7 protein-coding genes and 1 pseudogene (1 of these 8 cut by a window edge) are annotated in these 25,868 nt (G+C 67.9%); 2 read left to right on the top strand and 6 right to left on the bottom strand.

The genetic code is table 11. The features are described from left to right. Window positions 1-42 precede the first annotated feature (42 nt). Window positions 43-621, top strand: a complete 579-nt coding sequence (locus tag OHB12_RS03465) for a TetR/AcrR family transcriptional regulator (RefSeq protein WP_327116068.1) — start codon at window positions 43-45, stop codon at window positions 619-621. Between the two features lie 167 nt (window positions 622-788). Here OHB12_RS03465 and OHB12_RS03460 read toward each other — a convergent pair whose 3' ends face one another. From OHB12_RS03460 to OHB12_RS03435, 5 genes are all read right to left on the bottom strand, one after another. Then, the gene (locus OHB12_RS03460; RefSeq protein ID WP_327116066.1) at window positions 789-1,160 is read right to left on the bottom strand and encodes an SDR family oxidoreductase; all 372 of its coding nucleotides are present in this window, start codon (window positions 1,158-1,160) and stop codon (window positions 789-791) included. Next, window positions 1,060-2,202: a DDE-type integrase/transposase/recombinase gene (locus tag OHB12_RS36055; protein ID WP_442799956.1), complete on the bottom strand. Its 1,143-nt coding sequence runs from the start codon at window positions 2,200-2,202 to the stop codon at window positions 1,060-1,062. Before OHB12_RS36055 ends, OHB12_RS03460 begins: the two co-directional genes overlap by 101 nt. Continuing rightward, window positions 2,199-2,639, bottom strand: a complete 441-nt coding sequence (locus tag OHB12_RS03445; protein ID WP_327116064.1) for a transposase — start codon at window positions 2,637-2,639, stop codon at window positions 2,199-2,201. The genes OHB12_RS36055 and OHB12_RS03445 overlap by 4 nt, the downstream gene beginning before the upstream one ends. Before the next feature lie 66 nt (window positions 2,640-2,705). Next, window positions 2,706-3,125, bottom strand: a complete 420-nt coding sequence (locus OHB12_RS03440; protein ID WP_327116062.1) for an SDR family NAD(P)-dependent oxidoreductase — start codon at window positions 3,123-3,125, stop codon at window positions 2,706-2,708. Window positions 3,126-3,192: 67 nt separating this feature from the next. Then, on the bottom strand, window positions 3,193-3,900 hold the full coding sequence (locus tag OHB12_RS03435; RefSeq protein WP_327116060.1) for an aldo/keto reductase: 708 nt from the start codon (window positions 3,898-3,900) through the stop codon (window positions 3,193-3,195). Here OHB12_RS03435 and OHB12_RS03430 point away from each other — a divergent pair. Then, a pseudogene (locus tag OHB12_RS03430) lies at window positions 3,820-4,137 on the top strand (transposase); the annotation flags it as partial. The gene OHB12_RS03435 and the pseudogene OHB12_RS03430 overlap by 81 nt on opposite strands. Window positions 4,138-4,467: 330 nt before the next feature. Here the strand turns inward: OHB12_RS03430 and OHB12_RS03425 are convergent. Continuing rightward, on the bottom strand, window positions 4,468-25,868 hold the 3' portion of the coding sequence (locus OHB12_RS03425; RefSeq protein ID WP_327116058.1) for a type I polyketide synthase. 241 nt of this gene lie beyond the right edge of the window; only the last 21,401 of its 21,642 coding nucleotides appear in the window; its start codon lies beyond the right edge, outside the window; the stop codon is at window positions 4,468-4,470.

Genomic DNA, 25,868 nt, shown 5'->3' with positions numbered 1-25,868 from the left:
GGACCAGCGTAAGCGGATGCGCATCCGCTTGCAAGGAGGAACATGGCACGCTCGCTTCGCGCCGATGCCCAGGCCAACTACGACCGCCTGCTGGAGGTTGCCGCCCACGTGTTCGCACGCGAGGGCGCGGACACCTCACTGAAGGCGATCGCCGCCGAGGCGGGGGTCGGTATCGCCACGCTCTACCGCCGGTTCCCCACTCGGGAGGATCTGATCGAGGCCACCTATCGGAGCACGACCGACCTTCTGTGCGACTCCGCGTCGAGCCTCCTCCATGAACTTGCCCCGGTTGACGCCATGCGCACATGGATGGAGCGGTTCGTCGACTACATGCTCACCAAGCAGGGCATGGCCGACGCGCTGCCGGCGATCCTCGCGACCCGCGAGGGACTTCGCCTGCACAGTCGGGAGGCGCTCGCGGGTGCTGTCACCGAACTACTGGACGCCGGCATTTCCGCAGGGCAATTCCGCGCAGACGTCTCGTCGTCCGATGCGCTGATGGCGCTCGGCGGAGTCACACTCATTAGCGGACACGAGCACCAGCGAGAGCTGGCCACTCGATTGCTTGGCTTACTGCTGGACGGGCTTGCGGCTCGTCCTGGTGCCGTGCCGATGGAGTAGAACCAAACGCTGATGTTCACTGATATGCCAGAGGCCGACGTTCAGCAGTTACCTCGGCCGCGCCAGTGGGCCCGACGATTTCGACGAATACCGGCGCCACACACCGAATGAGGCGCGGTGCCACTCGATTGGGCCCGACATGGCACCGGTCAAGCGCAGCTTTCCGGCTATTGGGCGGTGTAACCGCCTTCGACAGGCAGTGCGACCCCGGTGACGAAGCTGGACTTGTCCGAGCACAGCCACACCACCACGTCGGCGATCTCGGATGGTTCGGCGATGCGGCCGATTGGGTGGGCGGCGTCCAACGTCGTACGCCATTGCGGGTTCTCATCGGCCATGTCGGCGATCAGCGGAGTGTTGACCAGCGCCGGGCAGACCGCGTTCACGCGGATGTTCTGCTTGGCGTAGTCCAGTGCCGCGCTCTTGGTCAGACCGATCTCAGCGAACTTCGACGCGTTGTATCCAATGTATCCAGGTGTGCCGATAAGGCCCGCGCTGGAGGCGATGTTTACGAGTGAGCCGTGCCCGTGGGCGAGCATTTCGGTAACTGTCAAACCGGATGAGACGGTTCAGGCTACGAATTCTGTGGCGATGTTCTCCTTCGCTGGTTCGTTGATCCAGGCTGCTTTCGGCAGCTTGGGTGGTGTCGGTGGATGCCGGAATCGGGCCGGGTTGGCGGTGTAGGCGGCGGTGAGTACCTCTGCTCGCCGGGTGCGGATGGGACCGGCGGTGCCGTCGCGAACCGTTGCGGGAGTGTGTAATCCGATCCCAGAGTGGCGGTGCTGGGTGTTGTAGTAGGTAAAGAACGCCTCGCAGAACCGCCGTGCCTCGCTGATCGAGGCGAACCGTTGCGGGAACGCCGGGCAGTACTTCAGGGTCTTGAAATTCGCTTCGCTGTAGGTTGTCGTTCGATGTCCGCGGCCTCGAGTGCGAACGGGTGCTGCCCAGATCGATCAGCAGCTCCGAGACCGGTTGGCTGGTCATCGGGCCGCCGTTGTCGGCGTGGATGTAGCCGGGCATGATCCCGTCGTTCGCGGCGATCGAGTCGAGTTGGAATTGCTTTGCGATCCACCGGGATTCGCTGGGCACGACCGTCCAGTGCACGGCCTTGCGGGAGAAGATGTCCAGCATCACCAGCAGCGTGTAGTAGATACCCTTGAACGGGCCGGTCAGCTTGGTCGCGTCCCACGACCACACCTGGTTCGGGCCGCGCGCCACCAGTTCGGGTTTCGTCCGTGCCGGATGGGTGGCCTGGCGGCGACGCTCGCGCACCTCATTGTGGGTGCGCAGCAGCCGGTACATCGTCGAGATCGAGCACAGATAGGTGCCCTCGTCGAGCAGGATCGCCCACACCTGCGCCGGTGACTTCTCGACGAAGCGGTCGCTGCGCAACTGCGCCAGCACCGCGGCCTCCTCGGCGGTGGTCAGGGCGGCCGGATGCAGTACCGGCCGCCGCGGACCGTGTTTCGGCGGTGTCGGGTTGCGGTGCCGGTACAGCGTCGCCCGGGATTTGCCGGTCAACCGGCACGCCGCCGTGACCCCGACCAGCGGGTCGAGCTCGTCGACGGCTGCGTCGATCACTTCTCGTGCTTGTTCTCGAAATCCGCGCTGCTGGACAGCATTTCCAGCAGCTCGTGTGCTTTTCCCAGCACGGCGAGGGCCTTGTCCTTGCACGCCAACTCTTCCCGAGTGCGCGCGAGCTCGGCTTCCAACTTCTCCGCCCGTTTATCGGATTCGGTTTTCGTCGGCTTCGGCCCGGTCGGCCTGGCGGACAACGCATTCAACGCGCCCGCGTCCCGGGCACGGCGCCACTCGATCACATGCGAGTGATACAGCCCCTCCCGGCGCAGCAACGCACCCCGAGCTCCCGGCTCGGTCAACAGCTCGTATTCGGCCACGACCGCCAGCTTGTACTCCGGCGTAAACGACCGCCGCTTCGGCCGGCCACCACCACCAGCCCGTCGCCCCTTCTTGCCTGCCACCACACCATCCTCGGCGGGCAGATCAGCCGCACTCAACGTCACCTGCTCGATATCCCTGATCTCGCCCTACTCAACCTCAGCAAACTAACAGACCAACTGGTCTCAACTCAGTCTCACAGGGAGGGTTTGGGCGAGCTCGTGCTTCATCGAATAGAACATGCCGTTCACGTTGGTGGCGATCATGGCGTCGAAGGTGGCGTTGGGGTACTCGACGGTGGGCCACTGCAGGTTCCCGCCGTCGATCCCGGCGCTGTTCACCGCGAAGTCGAGCCGGCCGGTGTCTGCGACGGCAGCGGCCACCGCCGCCCGCACCGCGTCCTCGTCGGCGACATCGCAGATGACGTAGCTGCCCGATCCGCCAGCGGCCGCAATCTGTTCAACAGTCTCCGCCAATGTGGCCTCGGTGCGGCCGGCGACGGTCACGACCGCGCCCTCCGCGGCGAGGGCCAACGCCGTGGCTCGGCCGATACCGGTGCCTCCGCCGGTGACCAGGGCTGTCTTGCCTTCGAACTGTCCAGGCATACGTCTTTCCTCCTGCTCAGGTGTGGCGCGAAGTCAGTCGCGCCCTGATGTGGGTGAGTGATGTGGGTCAGGGGCGGCGGCGCAGTCGTTTGTCGGCGATCGCCGGGATGGCGGAGTCGTAGTTGTCGGCAGGGTTGATGTCGCTGCCGGGCTCGACGATCTCGTCGATGCGGTCCAAGACGTTGCCGTCAAGGGTGATGTCGGCGCTGGCGAGCAGGTCGTCGAGCTGTTCGTGCGTGCGCGGTCCGATCAACACCGCGTTGACCGCCGGGTGAGAGCGGGCGAAGCCCAGGGCCAGGTGGGTCATCGGCAGGCCCGCGCTGTCCGCGAGTTCACGCAGTTGCTGCGCTGCGCGCGCCTTGGCCTGGTTGGCGGGGCTGTCGCGGTCGAAGACGTGCGTCTCCATCTTGGCGCGCTGCCCGCTTGTGGGGTCGGTGCGGCCGGACAGCCAGCCGCTGGCGAGCGGTGCGTAGGTGAGCGCGCCCATCCCGAACTCCTGCAGCGCGGGGAACACGTGCGTCTCCGGCCTGCGGTTGAAGATCGAGTAGCGGGGCTGTTCAGTGACGAAGCGTCGATGCCCGCCCTTCTCGGCAGCCCACTGCGCTGAGACGATCAGCTCGGCCGGGAAGGTCGAAGAGCCGATCGCTCGGATCTTTCCTTCGCGGATCAAGTCGCTTAGCGCGCTCAGTGTCTCGTCCAGACCGTGTACGCGATCTGTAGCCTTGCGTTCGAACACGCCAAACCACGGCAGATATCCGAGTGGTTGCGCGGACATTGGAAGATTGACAACGCGGTCCATTACATGCGCGATGTCACGTTCGACGAGGACCGGTCGACCGTCCGCACCCGCACCGCCCCACAGGTCATGGCGACACTACGGAACACCGCGATCGGGCTGCACCGGCTCCAAGGCGCCGACAACATCGCTGAAGCCTGCCGCGTCACCGCCTTCAGTCCCAACCGAGGAATCCACCTCCTGCATACGCCCCAAAACGGCAGTTCAGCAGCCTGATTCGGGACAACGCCGGAGCCATGTAACTCGGTGTTGCGGTGGCAACTGGCGGCGGTGTGGAACGGTGGCCGTGTTCGCCCTCGGTGCCCGTGTCGGTTACCTGACGGGGTGCCAACGCACCGAGTGGCGGTTGGGTGGCCGCGGTCGACTCCGAGCTGGACATCTTCCCGACCCGGAACCCGACGACACCGAGACGCCGGTCTCGAGAGCGGTGCCGATGGTTGCCCAGCCACCTACGGCACAGCCGTCAGCGCGGTTGGTGGTGGCGGGCGGGTCCGATGTGGCTGGGTTTCGACAAGAACGGTGACCGAGCCTTGCGTCATGCCTTCCTTACTTCGTTGTAGTCTGTTGGTCGAGGAGGGCGAGAAGCTCGTCGGGGTTGCTCGCCGCTTCTACGGCGACGCGGTCACCGCGGGTGTTGGATTCGAGTACTTTCAGAGCTTCGGCCAACGTCGCGCGGATTCGCTCGGCCAAGCGCTCCTTGTCGCCGGCAGACGACATGGTCGCCAATAGCGATCGGAGCGAGGCGATCTGGTCGTCGGCCGGGGAGGTGGTCGGAGGGACATCCAACCGTGAGCGCAAGAATTTCGCCACCGCGGCGGCGGTCGGGTAGTCGAACACCATCGTCGACGGCAGTTTCATGCCTGCTGCCTCGGCCAGGCGGTTGCGCAGCTCGACGCCGCCGAGCGAGTCGAATCCCAGTGCGCTGAAAGGGGTCTCGGGATCTATTGCCGCAGCCGACGGGTAACCCAGGACCGTCGCGGCATGTTCCCGCACGAATCCGAGCACCAGCGCTTCCCGTTGATCCTCCGGCGCGGCCGCGAGCCGCGCAGCCAACTGACCGCCGGTTGCGGCGCCGCTCGTCGTGCGCCGCGCCCGTGCGGGCACCAGGCCACTGAGCACGCCGGGCAACAGGCGGGCTCGAGCCTGCGCCGCCAGGGTCGGCTTGTCGAATTCGACGCAGGCGACCACGGCCTCTTCCGTGGCGACCGCGGCGTCGAGCAGCGCGGTCCCGGCGTCGTCGGCGAGCACCTTCATTCCCATTCTCTCCAGCCGTGCCACCACGGCCCGGTCCATATAGCCGGTCATGCCGGTGTCCTGGTTCCACGGTCCCCACGCCACTGACAACGCGGGCAGTCCCTGGGCGCGGCGGGCGCGCGCGAGCCCATCGAGAAACGAATTCGCTGCCGAGTAGTTGCCTTGCCCCGGCGAGCCGAGCGCTGCCGAAAGCGAGGAGAACACGATGAACGCCGATAGATCGTGAGCTCGGGTGAGTTCATCGAGGTTCAGCGCGCCATCGACTTTGGGTGCGAGCACGCGATCGATCTGCTGCGCGGTCAGCGTTTCGATCGTGGCGTCGTCGAGCACGCCCGCGGAGTGGATCACCGCCGTCAACGGGTGCTCGGTCCCGATCGAATCGAGCACGGCCGCCACCTCGGCCCGGTCACCGACATCACATGCGACGACACGTATTTCGGCTCCCAGGCCGGCCAGCTCCGCGACCAGCTCCGCGACTCCCTGCGCCGCCTCGCCCCGGCGTGACACCAGTAGCAGGTGTTCGACGCCGTGCGCGACGACCAGATGCCTAGCCGTCACCGCGCCCAGTCCACTGGTTCCGCCGGTGATCAACACCGTGCCGTCTCCGAACGCGGCACCCTGGTTGTCGGCCTCGGAAACACCGCTGGCGGTCAGCCGCGGCACGAACATCCTTGCGGCGTCGGCCGCACGGCCCGGAGGCGGTAGCGGAGCGTGACCACGAAGAGCCTGGCCGATACCGCCATCGAACACCACATCGCGTACCGCTACCTGAGCCTGATCGGACTCGATCACGCTCCGCAGGACATCGGCGCGCAGGTCGCCGTCATGGTCCAGCAGCACAAATCGGCCGGGGTGTTCCGATTGGGCGCTGCGGACGAGCCCGACCACCGCGGCCGCGGCCAAGTCCACCGACTCGCCCGGCAGTCCCGCCGCACGGCGGGTCACCACCACCAGCCGGGTTTCCGCCAGCCGCTCGACCAACAGCCAGGAGCGGAGCAGTTCCCAGGCCGTGTGGACGGACTGCCGAATCGCCGCAGCGCGCTCACCGGACGGAGCGTCGCTGCCAGGACCGCCGTCGACCACGGCGGGGTTGTCGGCGAGCGACCAGACGATCACGTCCGGAATATCCTCGGCCGCAACCAGTTCCACTACGTCGGTGTAGTGGCGGTCGATTCCGGGAGACCGCACCGAACCCAACGTCGCCGGCACCCAACCGGACGACAGAGACGATACGGCAGGCAGCGCAGACTCGGTCCATTGCAGGTGCAGCGGCACCGCACGGCGAGCGGTGCTCGCCGCGGCCAGAACATCGGCGTCGACAAGACGCGTGCCGACCGCATCGAGGCTCAATACGACCGAGCCAGCGTTGTCGACAGCGTCGATCCGGACCTGTCCACTCTCGTCCCGGACCACTCTCGCGCGCACCGCCACCGCGCTGGTACGCCACAGCCGCACTCCGGTGAACGAGAAGGGCAGCAGCACCCGCCCCGAAGGAAGATCGCGGATCTGCTCGTCGAGGGCCAGGTGCAGACAGGCGTCCAAGAGTGCGGGATGGATGCCGAATGCCGATGCCGAGTCGCGCACGGATTCGTCGAGGGAGACTTCGGCGAACGTCTGCTCGCCGCGGGTCCACATCGCGGTCACGCTCTGGAAGACCGGACCGTCGTCGAAACCTCGCTCCGCCAAGCGGTCATAGACCGATACGACGTCCGACGGCTGGGCGCCCGACGGCGGCCATGTCGGCTCGCTCCATTCCGGGGCGACCTCATCGAGGGCGGTCAAGATACCGCGTGCGTGCAGCACCCACGTGTCCCCGTCGGCCGAGTCCCCGTCAGCGGTTTCGGCGCGGGAGTAGATCGCGAACGTGCGCCGGGCATCGTCGTCGGGCGCCTCGACACTCAACTGCAAGTCCACCTCGGCGCCGCCGGCAAGCAGGAGCGGGGCTTCCAGCAGCAGCTCCTCGATCATCTCGACGTCGAGTCGCGCGCCTGCGGCCAACGCCAATTCCACGAAGGCTGTCCCGGGCAGCAACACCGAGCCGAACACCGCGTTGTCGGCAAGCCAAGGATGAACCCGCACCGAGCATCGTCCGGTGAACAACCACTCGTCTTTTCCGGCGACCTGCACCGCATTCGTCAACAGCGGATGCCCGAACGAGCCTGCCACGACTTCGGCGCTCGGTTGCGGCCAATACCGCTTGTGCTGGAAGGCATACGTCGGCAGATCCACCCGCGCGGCGGCCGGAGCCAACGCCTGCACCGCTACCTCGACACCGACGCAGTAAGCCTCCGCCAACGCGACAGTGACCTGCTCCCAACCTCCACGGTCACGCTTCAACGTACCCAATACAGCCACGCGATCAGCCGAACCGATCGACTCCGCCGTCCCCTCCACACCCATCGTCAACACCGGATGCGGACTCACCTCGATAAAAGCATTCACCCCCGCACGCTGCAACGTCTCCACCGACTCGGCGAACCGCACCTGCTCACGCAACCCCCGATACCAATACCCCGCATCCAACCCCTCGGTATCGACATAATCCGCCAACACAGTCGAGAAGAACGGCACCGACCCCGACATCGGCACAACCCCATCCAACTCCGCCAACACCCGATCCCGAACCGATTCCACCGCCTCCGAATGCGACGCATAATCCACCGGAATCCGTTTCGCCCACACACCATCGGCTGCGCACCCGGCCAAGAACTCCTCCAGGGCCGACGCCTCCCCCGACACCACCGTCTGACCCGGACCGTTCACCGCCGCCACCGACAGCCGGTCTCCGAAACCCGCCAACCGCTCCGCGAGCGCCTCACCGGCCGAACTCACCGACGCCATACCACCTCCACCGGCCAACTCCTCCGCCACAACCCGGGAACGCACGGCCACCACCCGCGCCCCATCCGACAACGACAAACCACCCGCCACCACAGCCGCCGCGATCTCCCCCTGTGAATGCCCCACCACCACAGCAGGTTCCACCCCACTCGCCCGCCACATCCGCGCCAACGACACCATCACCGCGAACAGCACAGGCTGAACCACATCCACCCGCTCCAACGACACCGCACCCGACTCCCCCCGCAACACAGCGGTCAACGACCAATCCACAAACGGCGCCAACGCCGCCTCGCACTCCCCGATCGACTCCGCGAACACCCCACCCCCAGCCAACAACTCCGTGCCCATCCCCACCCACTGACTCCCCTGCCCCGGAAACACGAACGCCACCCGACGCGACACAACACGACCCGATACAACACGACCCGATACCGGCCCCCCAACCGCCACACTGGCCAACCCCGCTCGAAAATCAGCCAACTCCCGACCCACAACCACCCCACGCCACTCCAACTGCGGACGATGACGCAACAACGAATACGCCACATCCCCCACACTCACATCCGCATGCGCCACCAACCACTCACCCAAACGCCCCGCCTGCGCACGCAAACCCGCTTCCGACTTCGCCGACACCACCAACGGCACCGCAACAGTGCCCGACTCCGCCGACGTGTGTTCGCCGCCTCCGTCAGGCACCGATACGGCTCGTCGAGGCTGCTGACCGGGCGATGGTGTCGGCGGCGCTTCCTCGAGAATCACATGCGCGTTCGTGCCGCCGATCCCGAACGACGACACCCCGGCACGCCGCGCCCGGTCGCCGACCGGCCACGGCTCCGCGTCGGTCAGCACCCGCACCGATCCCGCCGACCAATCCACATGCGGCGACAAGGCATCCACATGCAACGTCCGTGGCAACGTCTCGCGCCGCATCGCCTGCACCATCTTTATCACGCCCCCCACACCGGCGGCCGCCTGAGTGTGGCCGATATTGGATTTGAGCGCACCGATGCGCAGCGGCTCCTGTCGATCCTGTCCGTAGGCGGCGAGCAACGCCTGCGCCTCGATCGGGTCGCCCAAGGCGGTCCCGGTCCCGTGTGTCTCCACCACATCCACATCCACCGGGCGCAGGCCCGCGTCGGCCAACGCCGACGCGATCACCCGCTCCTGCGACGGACCGTTCGGCGCAGTCAGGCCGTTGCTCGCGCCGTCCTGGTTGACGGCGGTGCCGCGCACCACCGCCAACACGTTGTGACCCAAGCGCTGCGCGTCCGACAGCCGCTCCACCACCAGCACGGCCGCGCCCTCCGACCAGGCCACCCCGTCGGCCGCCGCCGAGAACGCCTTGCACCGACCGTCGGGAGCCAAACCGCGCTGCCGGGAGAACTCCACGAACACCAGCGGTGTCGTCATCACCGTCGCGCCGCCCACCAGCGCCAGTGAGCTCTCCCCTTGGCGCAGCGCCCGGCATGCCAGGTGCAATGCCACCAGCGACGACGAGCACGCCGTGTCCACCGTCATCGCGGGCCCCTCCAAGCCCAACGTATATGCCACTCGTCCGGACGCCACGCCTCCCGCGACGCCGGTTCCGACATACCCCTCGACCTCCGGGCCCGCCTTGCGCGTCAGGGCGTCGTAGTCCTGGTACATCATTCCGGTGTAGACGCCGGCGTCGCTGCCCCGCAGCGACACCGGGTCGATCCCCGCGTGCTCCAACGCCTCCCACGACACCTCCAGCAGCAGCCGCTGCTGCGGATCCATCGCCACCGCCTCGCGCGGCCCGATCCCGAAGAATCCCGCGTCGAAATCGGCCGCGCCCGTCAGGAATCCGCCCTCCCGGACGTAGGAGGTACCCGGGTGGTCGGGGTCCGAATGAATCAGGCGATCCAACGCCCAGCCGCGATCTGACGGAAACTCACTGATGGCGTCCGTTTCTGACGACACCAGATCCCAGAGTTCGTCCGCGGACGCGACACCACCGGGATACCGGCAGGCCATCCCGACGATGGCGATCGGCTCGTCGGCTTGCATTCGGCGCGCGGTTTTCTGCGTCCGTCGTGCGGCGTCGGGGATGTCCCCGACCCGGGACAGGATGAACGCCGCAACCGCCCGAGTGGTGGGGTGGTCGAAGACTAGGGTAGTGGGCAGCCGCAAACCTGTGGTTTTGCCGAGACGGTTGCGGAACTCCACCGCACCCAGCGAATCGAAACCCATATCACTGAACGGCCTCTCGACATCGACCAGGTCACCGGAGGCATACCCCAATACCGCCGCAACCTGATCGCGCACGAAACCGAGCACAATCGCGCCGCGTTTGTCCGACCCCGATGCCGACGCCAACAGCCTCGCCAGATCCCCACCACCACTATCGGCGCGACGCGCAGACGGCGCCAACGACTGCAGCAACCCGGGCAACAGGCCCGCACGGGCCTGAACATACAATGCCGCCATATCGAGGTCGACCGCGGCGACGAACGGAGCGCCCGCACCGCCTGCGAGGTCGAGCAGCGCGAGCCCGTCGGCTTCGGATAGCGAGCGCAAGCCCAGGCGCGCCAGCCGATCCGCTGCGGCCGTGTCGAGTTCGGCGGTCATCCCGCTGTCTTGGCTCCACGGACCCCACGCCACAGACACAGCGGGCAGGCCCGCATGGACGCGGCGCCTCGCCAGCGCGTCCAGCACCGAGTTCGCCGCCGCGTAGTTGCCCTGACCCGCCGACCCGAAAACCGCCGCGACCGAGGAGAACAGGACGAACGCCGACAGATCGCGATCCAAGGTCAGTTCGTGCAGATTCAGCGCCGCATCGACTTTCGGCGCGAGCACCCGGTCGATCTGTTCAGGCGTGAGCGTCTCGACAGTGCCGTCGGCCAGCACACCGGCCGCGTGGAAGACGGCGGTCAGCGCGGGGCCGTCGGAGATGTCGTCGAGCATCGCCGCCACGGCAGCGCGATCGCTCACATCGCAGGCCAGCACTCGGGTTCGAGCCCCGAGCTCGGTCAGCTCGGCCACGAGTTCGGCGACGCCGTCGGCCCGCTCGCCGCGCCGGGACACCAACACCAGGTCATTTACCCCATGCGTCCCGGCCAGGTGCCGCGCCACCAGCGCGCCCAGCCCGCTGGTGCCGCCGGTGATCAGCACCGCACCCGGGCCGAGCACGATGCTCGACCCGTCCTCGGGCACACCACGACGGGTCAGCCGCGGCGCCAGCAGCACACCAGCACGCAACGCCAACTGCGCCTCCTCAGCGGCCACCGCCACCGAGATCAGTTCCGGAGTCACCGCGCCATCGCTGTCGCTGTCCAGCAAGATAATCCGACCTGGATGCTCCGATTGCGCGCTGCGCAGCAGACCCAAGGTGGCCGCGGCGGACAGATCGGGATCCTCCCCCGGCAGTCCCGCGCCATTGCGCGTCACCACCACCAGTTGAGCATCAACCGCGGGCAGGCGTAACCACGATCGCACCGTGGCCAGCACCGTGTGCACGCGTCCACACACCGCGTCCGCTGACTGTGACCTGCTACTTTCCTCGAGGAGATCATCAGCGAACCACACCAGCACATCCGGGCCGTCGTCCCCGGTAGTCTCGGCCAGCGCGGCCATATCTGGGTAGCTCTCGTCGAACCTGGACGAGCCTACGACGGCTATCCGCCGGCTATCCGCACTGGAGGATTCGACTGGGCTCCACTGCACATCGTAAAGCCCATGACGAGCAGCCGATCGACCGTCGTGCAGTGCCTGGCTGTTCACTGGACGCGCCCGCAGTGACTCGACGGTCAACACGAGAGCGCCGGTGTCGTCGCCGAGCTCGAGCATGACGCTGTCGGCTCCGTTACGCCGGATTCGCACCTGCACGGCCGTCGCCCCGGGCCGGTACAACCGCACGCCGGTGAACGAGAACGGCAGCGGCACCTGGCCGGGCGACAGGTCGACGGCCAACTCCTCCACGACGGCATGCAGCGCGGCATCCAGCAGCGCGGGATGGATGCCGAACTGGGCGCCTGCCGTCCCTGCCTCGGCAGGTAACCGCACGTCGGCCAGAACATCACCGCCGCCGTCTCGCCACAGCCGACGCACACCCTGAAAAGCGGGCCCGTAACCGAGCCCGCGCGCGGCCAACCCGTCGTATATCGCTTCGCCGGGCGTCGCATCGTCCGGCGGCATGTCGATGTCATACACCGGAGCATCCGTCGCCGAGCCGGAAGCGAGAATTCCGTGCGCATGCGTGATCCCGATCGCGTCCGCAGACTGTTCGTCGACGGTCCGGGACGCCACCACGAACCGCCGCCGCCCCTCGACATCGGGCGCTTCCACCGCGATCTGGACGTCGACCTCGGTCTCGCCGTCCACCCGCAGCGGCACTTCCAGAACCAGTTCCTCGACGCTCTCGACGCCCAATCGAGCACCGACCACCAACGCCAGTTCCACGAAACCCGTTCCTGGAAACAGCACCGCGCCGAATACCGTGTGATCGGCCACCCACGGATGCACTGCCGCCGAGAGTCGGCCGGTCAACAACCACTCGTCCTTACCCGCCAGCGAGATCGCCGCACCCAGCAGGGGGTGGTCGACCGGCATCAGACCGGCACGACTCACATCGCCGACGCCGACGCCTGCCGACACCCAGTATCGTGCGCGTTGGAATGCGTAGGTCGGCAAGTCGATTCGATGCGGCGACCGTCCCGCGTACATGCGGCGCCAGTCGACCTCGAGTCCCGCGGTGTGCGCGGCGGCCAGGAGCGTGGTGAACTGCACGACCTCGTCGGTGCCGCGCCGACCGCCGGCGGCCACCACGGATCGCGTCTCGGCCTCGGGCTCCTCGGCCAGACACTGGCGCGTCATCGCGGCCAGGACCGCATCCGGGCCCACCTCCAGGAACCGCCGAGTTCCGGTCGCGGCCAACGCCCGCACCCCCGGAGCGAACCGCACGGCCGACCGCACCTGACGCACCCAGTACTCCGGATCGGTCAGCTCACCATCCACCACCTCGCCGGTCACGCTCGACACGATCGGAACCGTTGACGCTCGATAGGTCAAACCCACTGCCACCGCAAAGAACTCGTCGAGCATCGGCTCCACCAACTCCGAATGGAACGCATGACCGACCCGCAACCGGTTCGTCTTCACTCCCGTGGCAGCAAGTTGCCGCTCAACCTCCTCGACGGCGTCCGTGTCGCCGGACAGCACCACCGATGACGGACCGTTCACCGCGGCCACCGACAGCCGGCCCAGGAACTCGGCCGCCACCGCGGCCGCTCGGTCCTCGGACACCGCCACCGCCATCATCGCCCCGCCCTCGGGCAGCGCCCCCATCAACCGGCCCCGCGCCGCCACGAGCTCACACGCATCCGCAAGCGGCCACACCCCTGCCACATACGCGGCGACAAGCTCTCCGATCGAATGCCCGATCAACACATCCGGGGTGATCCCGAACGACTCCAGCAACCGGAACATCGCCACCTCGAACGCGAACAACGCCGGCTGCGTCCACTCCGTCCGATCCAACACCCCGTCGACATCGGTGAACATCACCTCCCGCAATGCCCCACCGAGGTGCCGATCGAACTCGGCGCACACCTCGTCCAACGCCGCCGCGAACACCGGAAACGCCTCGTACAGGCCCGCACCCATCCCCACCCGCTGCGCACCCTGACCAGTGAACAGATATGCCGTCTTTCCCGACCCCGCAACGCCGTCGACCACGCCCGGCAGCACCGAGCCCGACGCCAGAGCGGCCAGACCGGCCAGCAACTCCTCCCGATCACGCCCGACAACGACCCCGCGCCGATCCAACAACGACCGCGAGTCCAGCAACGACCGCGCCACCGCCCAGAAATCCACATCCGGACGGTCGACCAACCACGCCCGCAACCGGTCCGCCTGCCCCCGCAATCCCTCCTCCGACTTCGCCGACACCACCAACGGCACCACCGCGATATCAGCGATGTCAGCGATGTCAGCGATGTCAGCGTCCGACCCGGCAGACGCAGGTCCGACACGGGACACCGGCATCCTCGGCGGTTCCTCGAGAATCACGTGCGCGTTCGTGCCGCTGATCCCGAACGACGACACCCCCGCACGCCGCACCCGACCACCCACCGGCCACGGCTCCGCCTCGGTCAACAACCGCACCGACCCCGCCGACCAATCCACATGCGGCGACGGCGCATCCACGTGCAACGTCCGCGGCAACGTCTCATGCCGCAACGCCTGCACCATCTTGATCACCCCACCCACACCCGAAGCCGCCTGCGAATGCCCGATATTCGACTTCAACGCACCAACACGCAGCGGCTCCGAGCGATCCTGGCCATACGCGGCGAGCAACGCCTGCGCCTCGATCGGATCACCCAACGCCGTCCCCGTCCCGTGCGCCTCCACCACATCCACATCCACCGGGCGCAGGCCCGCGTCGGCCAACGCCGACGCGATCACCCGCTCCTGCGACGGACCGTTCGGCGCTGTCAAACCATTGCTCGCACCATCCTGATTGACCGCACTGCCACGCACCACCGCCAACACGTTGTGGCCCAGCCGCTGCGCGTCCGACAGCCGCTCCACCACCAGCACCGCCGCGCCCTCCGACCAAGCCACCCCGTCGGCCGCCGCCGAGAACGCCTTGCACCGACCGTCGGGAGCCAAACCGCGCTGCCGGGAGAACTCCACGAACACCGTCGGCGTCGCCATCACCGTGGCACCGCCCACCAACGCGAGTGAACTCTCCCCCTGACGCAGCGCCCGGCATGCCAGGTGCAATGCCACCAGCGACGACGAGCACGCGGTATCCACCGTCATCGCGGGCCCCTCCAAACCCAACGCATAGGCCACTCGTCCGGACACCACGCTGCCCGCCGCGCCCGTGGCGACGTACCCCTCGACCTCGGGCCCAGCCTTGCGCGTCAGCGCGTCGTAATCCTGGTACATCACCCCCGTGTAGACACCGGTGTCGCTGCCCCGCAACAACGTCGGAGCGATCCCCGCCTGCTCCAACGCCTCCCACGACACCTCCAACAGCAATCGCTGCTGCGGGTCCATCGCCATCGCCTCACGCGGTCCGATCCCGAAAAAGCCCGCGTCGAAATCGGCCGCATTCGTCAGGAACCCGCCCTCGCGGGTGTAGGACGTGCCCGAGTGGTCAGGGTCCGAATGAATCAGGCGATCCAGATCCCAACCGCGATCGGACGGAAATTCACTGATGGCATCGGTTCCCGAGAACACCAGATCCCACAGTTCGTCCGCAGACTCGACACCACCGGGATACCGGCAGGCCATGCCGACGATGGCGATCGGCTCATCGGCTCGCACTCGGCGCACGGTTTTTGTCGTCCGCCGTTCGGCGTGGGGTACGGCCCCGACCCGGGACACGATGAACGCCGCCACCGCCCGGACGGTGGGGTGGTCGAAGACCAGCGTGGAAGGCAGCCGCAAACCGGTGGTCCCGGCGATCCGGTTGCGGAACTCCATCGCGCCCAGCGAATCGAAACCCATGTCATTGAACGGCTTCTCGACATCGATCTGCTCGCCGGAGGCATGACCCAGTACGGCGGCAACCTGGCCCCGCACGAAATCGAGCACGATTGCGTCGTGTTTGTCCGACCCCGCTGCCGATGCCAGCAGCGTCGCCAGATCCCCACCACCGCTGTCGACGCGGCCCGGCGCGGGCACCAACGACTGCAGCAGCCCAGGCCCGAGGCCCGCACGAGCCTGCACCGACAACACTGCCATGTCGAAATCGACCGCAGCCACACACGGCGCCTCCGCGGCGACAGCGAGGTCGAACAGCGCAAGCCCATCGGCCTGGGCCAGCGGTCGAAAACCCATCCGCGCCAACCGCTCCAGGCCTGCCGCTCCCAATTCGGCCGTCATCCCACCATCGGAGTTCCACGGACCCCACGCCACCGACACCGCGGGCAAACCCGCGTCGGCGCGGCGGCGCGCCAACGCATCCAATACCGAGTTCGCCGCCGCGTAGTTGCCCTGCCCCGCCGACCCGAGCACCGCCGCAACCGAGGAGAACAGGACGAACGCCGACAATGTGCGATCCAGAGTGAGCTCATGCAGATTCAATGCCGCATCGACCTTCGGCGCGAGCACCCGGTCGATCTGCTCGGGCGTCAGCGACTCGACAGTACCGTCGGCCAACACACCCGCCGCGTGAATGACAGCCGTCAACGCGGGACCACCGGAAATATCGTCGAGCATTCTCGCCACAGCAGCGCGATCGCTCACATCACAGGCCAGCACCCGCGTCCGCGCCCCGAGTTCGGTCAGCTCGGCGACGAGTTCCGCGACGCCGTCGGCTCGTTCGCCGCGCCGGGACACCAACACCAGATCACGCGCACCATGCGCCACGGCGAGGTGCCGGGCGACCAGCGCGCCCAACCCGCCAGTGCCGCCGGTAATCAGCACCGCACCCGAGCCGATCGCCATACCCGACCCGGTGGCGGGTGCGTCGCGACGGGTCAGCCGCGGCGCGAGCAACGCACCCGCGCGCACCGCCAACTGCGCCTCCTCGGCGTGCAGTGCCGCCGTGATCAGTTCGTGGGTAGCCGCACCGTCGGCGTCGATGTCCAGCAATACAATCCGGCCGGTATGCTCCGATTGGGCGCTGCGCAGCACACCCCAGGTGGCCGCGGCGGCCAGATCGGGATTCTCGCCAGGCAGACCCGCGCCGTTGCGCGTCACCACAACCAGTCGCGCGTCGAGGCGCAACCACGATCGAACCGTCACAGGCACCGTGTACACGCATCGGCGCACAACGTCTGCCGAGTCCGTCACATCAGAATCCGCGAACCACACCACCACATCCGGGCCGGCATCCCCGGCGGCCCCGACCAGCGCGGCCATGTCCGAGTAGGTTTCTTCGAACCCGGACGCAGTCGTCGAGCCGACCACGGCGATCCGCCGGACGTCCGCACCGACCCGCGGACGGTCGACCGCGATCCAGCTCACGTCGTACAGGCCATGGCGGCCGACGGATCGACCCGCGTTCAAAGCCTGACTGTCCACCGGACGCGCCTGCAGCGATTCGACAGTCAAAACGAGAGCGCCCGCTTCGTCAACGAGTTCGAGCCGCACACCGTCGGCTCCGGCGCGCCGGATTCGCGCCTGCACGGCCGCCGCCCCAGGGCGGAACAGCCGCACCCCGTTGAACGAGAACGGCAGCGGCACGTGATCGTCCGGAATGTCGGCCGCCAACTCCTCCACAGCAGCATGCAAAGCAGCGTCCAAGAGCGCCGGATGCACACCGAACCGAGAAGCTTCCACACCGCCTTCAGCGGCCAACCGCACCTCAGCTACGACGTCACCGCCGTCACGCCACATCCGACGCACACCCTGAAACGCAGGTCCGTAACCGAGGCCGCGCGCGGCCAACCGGTCGTACAGCGTGTCCGCGGGCATCACATCGTCGTCCGACGACGGCCCGCCGGCAGCGCCGGACATCGGAGCGTCGCCTGCCGCGGAATGATCCCGGCCGAAAGCACGCGGGGACAGACTCTGTCCGGAAATCACCGCCCCAGGCACGAGGATGCCACGCGCATGTGTGATTCCGGATCCGCCGTCCGCCAGCTCGCCCATTGTCCCGGACGCCACGACGAACCGTCGCCGCCCGTCGGCATCCGACGCTTCGACAGCGATCTGGATATCGATCTCGAGGCTGTCATCCAACCGCAGCGGTGCTTCCAGCACCAGCTCGTCCACGATCTCGGCGCCCACCCGAGCACCGACCGCCAAAGCCAGCTCGACGAAACCGGTCCCCGGTAACAGCACCCCGCCGAATACCGTGTGATCGGCAATCCACGGATGCGACGCCACCGAAAGCCGGCCGGTGAACAGCCACTCGTCCTTACCAGCCACCGCGATCGAAGCACCCAGCATGGGGTGATCGACCGGCATCAGACCGGCACGACTCACATCGCCGACGCCGCCCCTTGCCGGCAGCCAATACCGTGTGTGCTGGAACGCATAGGTCGGCACAGCGATTCGACGCAGCGGCCGTCCCGCGAACAGCGGACGCCAATCCACCTCCAGACCCGCGGTGTGCGCAGCGGCCAGGAACGCGGTGAACTGCGCAACCTCATTCGCGGCAGCGGAAATAGCGGATCGCGCCGCGCCGCGCCGCGCGGTAGCAGCCACCACGGACCGCGCCTCCACATCGGGTTCCTTGGCCAGACACTGGCCTGTCATCGCCGCCAGCACGGCATCCGGGCCCACCTCCAGAAACCGCCGAACCCCGCTCACCGCCAACGCCCGCACCCCCGGAGCGAACCGCACGGCCGACCGCACCTGACGCACCCAGTACTCCGGATCGGTCAGTTCACCGTCCACCAGCTCACCGGTCACATTCGACACAATCGGAATCGTCGGCGTTCGATAAGTCACACCCGCTGCCACCGCCCGGAATTCGTCGAGCATCGGTTCCATCCGCGCCGAATGGAACGCATGGCTCACCCGCAACCGGTTCGTCTTGCGACCCTGGTCGCCGAGCAAACGCTCGACCTCGTCGACAGCGTCCGCATCGCCGGACAGCACCACCGACGACGGACTGTTCACCGCAGCCACCGACAACCTGCCGGAATACCCGGCCACCAACGCGACCGCCTCATCTTCGGACACCGCCACCGCCACCATCGCCCCACCCTCGGGCAGCACCCCCATCAACCGGCCACGCGCAGCAACGAGACGACAGGCATCCGACAGAGACCACACCCCCGCCACATACGCCGCCACCAACTCACCGATCGAATGCCCGATCAGCATGTTCGCCGCAATGCCGAACGATTCCATCAAGCGGAACAACGCCACTTCGAACGCGAACAACGCCGGCTGCGTGAACTCCGTCCGATCCAGCAGCACCGCATCGTCATCCTGCGCGAACACCACATCCTTCAGCGACCGACCGAGGTGGGGATCGAACCCAGCGCAGACCTCGTCCAACGCCGCCGCAAACACCGGAAACGCCGCATACAGTCCCCGACCCATCCCGCCACGCTGCGCACCCTGCCCGGTGAACAGAAACGCCGTCTTACCCGACCCGACAACTCCCTCGATGACACCGGAAGACACTTGCCCTGCCACCAGATCCGCCAGACCGGACAGCAACTCCTCGCGGTCCGCGCCGACAATCACGCCCCGCCACTCCAGATGAGAGCGGAAATTGGCCAGCGAATACGCGATTTCCCACACGCCCGCGTCCGGATTGTCGATCACCCACTGACGCAAACGATCCGCCTGCGCCCGCAACCCCTCCTCGGATTTGGCCGACACCAGCAGCGGCGCGGGCAGCGCCACCGGTTCACCGGCCGGTGAACCCGGCCGCGCGGCCGGAACCCGCGGCGCGGGTGCTTCTTCGAGGATGGCGTGGGCATTGGTCCCGCTGACACCGAACGACGACACCCCGGCCCGGCGAACACGCCCGTCGGCCGGCCACGGTCGCGCCTCGGTGAGCACCTCGACATCGCCGGACGACCAGTCCACGTGCGGGCTCGGCTCGTCCGCGTGCAGGGTCGGCGGCAGGGTTTCGTGCCGCATCGCCTGCACCATCTTGATCACGCCGCCCACACCGGCCGCGGCCACGGTGTGCCCGATATTCGATTTGAGCGACCCGATCCGCAGCGGACGATCCGCACGATCCTGCCCATAGGCCGCGATCAACGCCTGCGCCTCGATCGGATCCCCCAGGGCGGTCCCGGTGCCGTGCGCTTCCACGGCATCGATATCGCCCGGTGCCAGTCCCGCGTTGGCCAGCGCCGCCGCGATCACCCGCTCCTGCGACGGACCGTTGGGCGCGGTGAGCCCGTTGCTCGCCCCGTCCTGATTGACCGCCGTACCCTTGACAAGGGCCAACACATTGTGACCGAGCCTGCGGGCATCCGACAGCCGCTCCAACACCAACACCCCCACACCCTCAGCGAAAGCGACACCATCGGCCGCAGCCGAGAACGGCTTGCACCGGCCGTCCGGCGACAGGCCGCGCTGCCGGGCGAAATCGACGTAAAGATAGGGGCTGCCAGCGACGGTGACGCCGCTGGCCATCACCAGCGAACTCTCTCCCTGGCGCAGCGCCTGGCAAGCAAGATGCAACGCGACGAGCGACGAGGAGCATGCGGTGTCCACCGTGACCGCGGGCCCCTCGAGGCCGAAGACATACGACACCCGCCCGGACACCACACTGCTGGTGGTGCCGGTGAGCCGATATCCCTCCAGATCACCCACGACGCGGTCGATATAGCCGGAGTAGCCGGCTCCGGCGAAGACCCCGGTATCGCTGCCGCGCAGTGCGGCCGGGTCGATCCCCGCGTCCTCCAACGCCTCCCACGACACCTCCAGCAACAACCGCTGCTGCGGATCCATCGCCGAAGCCTCCCGCGGACCGATCCCGAAAAACCCTGGATCAAAATCACCCGCGTCGTAGAGGAACCCGCCACGGCGCGTGTAGATGGTGCCCGGCTTGTCGGGATCGGAATCGAACAACCGATCCAGATCCCAGCCGCGATCCGCCGGGAAATCACCCGTCGCGTCCCGGCCCGACGACACCAGATCCCACAGGGCCTCCGCCGAATCCACCCCACCCGGGAAACGGCACGCCATACCCACGATCGCGATCGGCTCGTCGGCGCGCACCCGACGCACGACCTTTTTCACCGGTCCACCCGGTTCCGGAGCCACCCGCGCCTGCACCAGTTTCGCCACCGCCACCGGGGTCGGGTGATCGAACACCAATGTCGAGGGCAGGGTGAGGCCCGTCGCCTTGCTCAGCCGGTTGCGGAACTCCACCGCACCCAGCGAATCCAGACCGATCTCATCGAAAGGCTGACCGGGACGGATATCGCCGCCCGAATCGTGCCCGAGCACCGCGGCCACCTGGTCGCGGACCACCTCGAGAACCAGATCGGCCCGCTGCGCCTCGGGCACCTCGGCCAGCCGGGCGCCCAGCGACCCGGCGGCGAGCACGGCCGCGCCGGCGGCTTCGGCCCGGACCGGGCGCGCCACCCGCCGCACGTACCCGCGCAGTACAGCGGGCACCGCCGCCGGATCGGACTCCCGGCGCACACCGGCGGCATCGAACCGGATCGGCACCAGCCGCGCCCGGGATCCGGCCAGTGCTTCGTCGAACAGACGCAGCCCTTCGTCGTCCGCCAGCTGACTCAAGCCCAACCTGCCCCAGCGCGCCACAGCCACCCGGTCCAGGCCGCCGGTCATCCCAGAACCCTGATTCCACGGCCCCCACGCCAACGATGTCGCCACCAACCCCACCGCCCGACGCTGCTGCGCCAACGCGTCCAGGAAACCATTCGCCGCCGCGTAATTACCCTGCCCCGCAGACCCCAACACCCCCGCCACCGACGAGAACACCACAAACGCCGACACCCTCCGGTCCCGCGTCAACTCATCCAGATACCACGCCCCGTCCACCTTCGGCGCCAACACCCGATCCACCTGATCCACGGACAACGACTCGATCGTCCCGTCCGCCAACACACCCGCCGTATGCACCACAGCCAACGGCGAATCCGAATCGATACCCGCCAGCAGATCCCGCACGGCAGCACGGTCCGCGACATCACAGCGCTCGATCCGCACGTGGGCCCCGGCGGCCGCCAGTTCCGCGGCCAGTTCCGGCGCACCCGGCGCGTCGAGACCGCGCCGCGAGATGAGCACGAGCCGCCGCACCCCGCGGGCGACGACGAGATGCCGGGCGAACAGTGCGCCGAGACCGCCCGTACCTCCGGTGATCAAGACCGTCGAATCCGCCAGCCATGGGTCGCCGCCGTCGGAGGACGCGGCGGCGCGCACCAACCGGGGCACCAGAACATCCGCGCCGCGCACCGCGGCCTGCGGCTCACCGCTCCCCAGCACGGTCATGATCCGCTCGGCCTCCACCGGAGCCGCCGGATCCTCGTCCACGAGCACGAAACGCTCCGGGTTCTCCGCCTGCGCGCAGCCGACCAGACCCCACACCGCCGCCGCGACCGGGTCCGGCGTCTCTCCCGGCACACCGGCTCCGCCCGGGGTGACCACCACCACGCGGACCTGCGACAGGCGTTCCTCGGCGAGCAGCGATTTCATTGTGGTCAGCGCATGGTGCACCCCGGTCCGCACACCGTCCGGTACACCGGCGGCCTCGCCGCCCGGCCACGCATCAGCCCGCCACACCAGCACATCCGGAAGGTTCTCCGCGGCCGCGGCCGCGGCCGCGACCTCGGCGACGGACGCGTAGCGCGCCGCGATCCCGGACACTGCCGCATCCCCGAGAACCGCCGCCGAGAGGTCGGACCGGCCGACCACACCGGCAGGCTCCCACCACACCTGGTACAGGCCGGCCGCGGCGCCGCCGAGCGTGCTCCGGAATTCCTGGACGTCGTAGGGCCGCACCACCACCGCGTCCACGGACACGATCGGATTGCCCGCCGGGTCGAGGGTCGCGACCGAGATTGTCTCCGAACCGGTCGCCACCGCGACGACCCGCAGGGACGTGACCTCCGCGGGCCATCGCCCACCCTCGGCCGCCGGCTTGTGGAAACGCGCACCACCCCAACGAAACAGCAGTCGCCCGGTATCCGGGCCGGCGGCGGCGTCACCGCACAGCAGACGGGAGAACCCGGCGTGCATCACCAGATCCAGCAGAGCCGGATGCAGATCGTGGCGTCCTGGTTCCGGCGCCGCGGCGGTATCCAGCACGATCTCCGAGAACACCGTGTCACCGCGTTGCCAGGCACCGCGCACCCCGACGAAAGCCGGACCGTATTCCAGCCCCGTGTCTTGGGCGATCAGTGCCGCGAGCCCCGCGGCGTCCAGGGGTTCGGCGTCGACCGGCGGCCACTGCTCGTCGCGCAGCTGCGCCAGCAGGTCCGGTTCGCCCTCGGGCAGCGCCGCCAGCGCACCGGTCGCGTTGTGCACCCACTCGGCGTCACCGGGGGTCCGGAAGTAGAACTCGAACGGCCGCCGACCCGATTCGTCGGCCGCCTCCACCAGCACCTGCAGTTCGACCTCGTCGTCGCCGGTCGGCAGGATCGGCGCCTGCAATGTGAGCTCCTCGACCACACCGCACCCAATACGGGCGCCTGCGACCAGCAGCATTTCGATCAGCGTCGCGCCCGGCAGGACGACCACGCCGTAGGTCATATGGTCGGCGACCCACGGGTGGGTGCGCAGCGAGAAGCGACCGGTGAACAACCACTCGTCGGTTCCGGCCAGCCCGACCACACCGGTCAGTATCGGATGCTCCAGCGACGACGCCGAGACCTCGCCGGTGGCGGGCAACCAGAACCGCCGCCGCTGAAAGGCATAGGTCGGCAGGGTGATCCGGTGCGGGTCGCGACCGGCGAACCACCTCGCCCAATCCACCTGCGCCCCCGCGACATGGGCCTGCGCCACAGCGGTGACGAACTGCCGTACCTCGGTGTTGTCGGACACCGGCCCGTCCGCCCGGTCCGCGTCCCGGCTCGCGACCGGCCGCCGCGACGCCGCGGCCACCGTGGACACGGCTTCCACCTCCGGGTCCTCGGCCAGGCACTGCCGAGTCATCGCCGCCAACACCGCATCCGGACCCACCTCCACAAACCGCCGCACACCCACCGCGACCGCGGTCGTCACACCCGGCGCGAACCGCACACACCCCCGCACCTGCCGCACCCAATACTCCGGATCGATCACCGCATCACCAGCAAACTCACCGGTCTCGTTCGACACGATCGGAAGTTCCGGCGACCGGTACGCGATACCTTCGGCCACCGCCCGGAACTCCGCCAACATCGGCTCCATCCGCGCCGAATGGAACGCATGACCGACCCGCAACCGACTCGTCTCAACCCCATCCCCGGACAACGCCCGCTCGATCTCCTCGACAGCATCGGCATCCCCCGACAACACCGTCGACGACGGACCGTTCACCGCCGCGATCGACACCCGATCACCCACAGTGCCCGACGATAAAAACGCGGCAACCACATCCCCCGCCCGCTCCTCACCGATCGCCACGGCAAGCATCGCCCCACCAACAGGCAACCCACCCATCAACCGGCCACGCGCCGCCACCAACACACACGCATCCTCCAGCGACCACACACCCGCCACATACGCCGCAGCCAACTCACCGATCGAATGCCCGACCAACACATCCGGTGTCACACCGAACGACTCCAACAACCGGAACAACGCCACCTCGAACGCGAACAACGCAGGCTGGGTGAACTCCGTCCGATCCAACAACCCTTCGGCATCATCGAACATCAATTCCTTCAACCCTCGACCCAGCAGCGGATCGAACTGGGCGCACACCTCATCCAGCGCCGCAGCGAACACCGGAAACGCCCGGTACAAGCCCGCACCCATCCCCACCCGCTGAGCACCCTGACCGGTAAAAAGAAACGCCGTCCTATCAGAACCCGCGCAGCCCTCGATCGCTCTCGGCGACCCCCCTGAAGAATCTGCCACATCGGCCAGACCGGCAAGCAGTTCCTCCCGGTCACGCCCCACCACCACACCGCGCCAGTCCAACAGCGCCCGCGACGTCGCCGAAGAATGCGCCACGTCCCACACGTCCGCGTCTGGAGCGTCGATCAACCACTGCCGCAGTCGATCCGCCTGAGCGCGGAGGGCTTCGTCGGACTTGGCCGATATCAACAGCGGAACGAAATCCGACACGATGGGCTTCGCAGCCGCCACCTGCTCGGCCTCGCCTCCCGACTCGACGGCGACCGGATCGGCGGGCGCTTCCTCGATGATCACGTGGGCGTTGGTACCGCTGACGCCGAACGACGACACACCCGCACGACGCACCCGCTCACCCGCAGGCCACGGCTCAGCCTCGGTCAACAACCGCACCGTGCCCACCGACCAATCCACATGCGGGGTCGGCACATCCACATGCAACGTCTTCGGCAACACACCGTGCCGCATCGCCTGGACCATCTTGATCACACCCGCGACCCCCGCCGCAGCATTGGTGTGACCGATATTCGATTTGAGCGAACCCAAGCGCAGCGGCCCACTCTCACCCCGCGCGCCGTAGACCGCCATCAAGGCACGCGCCTCGATCGGATCCCCCAACGTCGTGCCCGTCCCGTGCGCCTCCACCGCATCCACATCCGACGGCGCCAAACCCGCATTCGCCAACGCCGCCGCGATCACCCGCTCCTGCGACGGACCATTCGGCGCGGTCAAACCCTTGCTCGCGCCGTCCTGGTTCACGGCCGACCCGCGCACCAGGGCGAGAACATTGTGGCCCAGACGCCGGGCATCCGACAGCCGTTCGACGACCAGCATCCCGAGCCCTTCGGAGAAGCCGGTCCCGTCCGCGGCCGCCGCGAACGCCTTGCACCGCGCATCCGGCGACAGCGCACGCTGGCGCGCGAACGCGATCAGGTGGGACGGATCCGACATCACGGTGACACCGCTCACCAGTGCGAGCGATGTTTCGCCCTGCCGCAACGCCTGACATGCCAGATGCAACGCCACCAGCGACGAGGAGCACGCGGTGTCCACCGACAGCGTGGGGCCCTTGAAACCGAATATGTAGGAGACCCGGCCGGACAGCACACAGTTCGCCCCGCCCAGGTAGGCATGGCCTTCCGACTCGGCCGTCAACATAGGGGAGCCGATGCGGGGGCCATAGTCCTGGTGAAAGACTCCAGAGAAGACGCCGGTGTCGCTGCCGCGCAATGTCACCGGGTCGATACCCGCGTCTTCCAGGGCTTCCCAGGACGCCTCGAGAATCAGGCGCTGCTGCGGCTCCAGCATTGCTGCCTCACGGGGGCTGATTCCGAAGAAACCCGCATCGAACTCGGGCGCCGAATGGATGAACCCACCCTCACGCGTATAGATCGTGCCGGGCGCATCCGGATCGGGGTCGT

The sequence above is a fragment of the Nocardia sp. NBC_01730 genome (assembly GCF_035920445.1).
Classification (GTDB): domain Bacteria; phylum Actinomycetota; class Actinomycetes; order Mycobacteriales; family Mycobacteriaceae; genus Nocardia.
The sequence above is the reverse complement of the archived record's forward strand: the minus strand, read 5'-3'. Positions and strand labels throughout refer to the sequence as shown.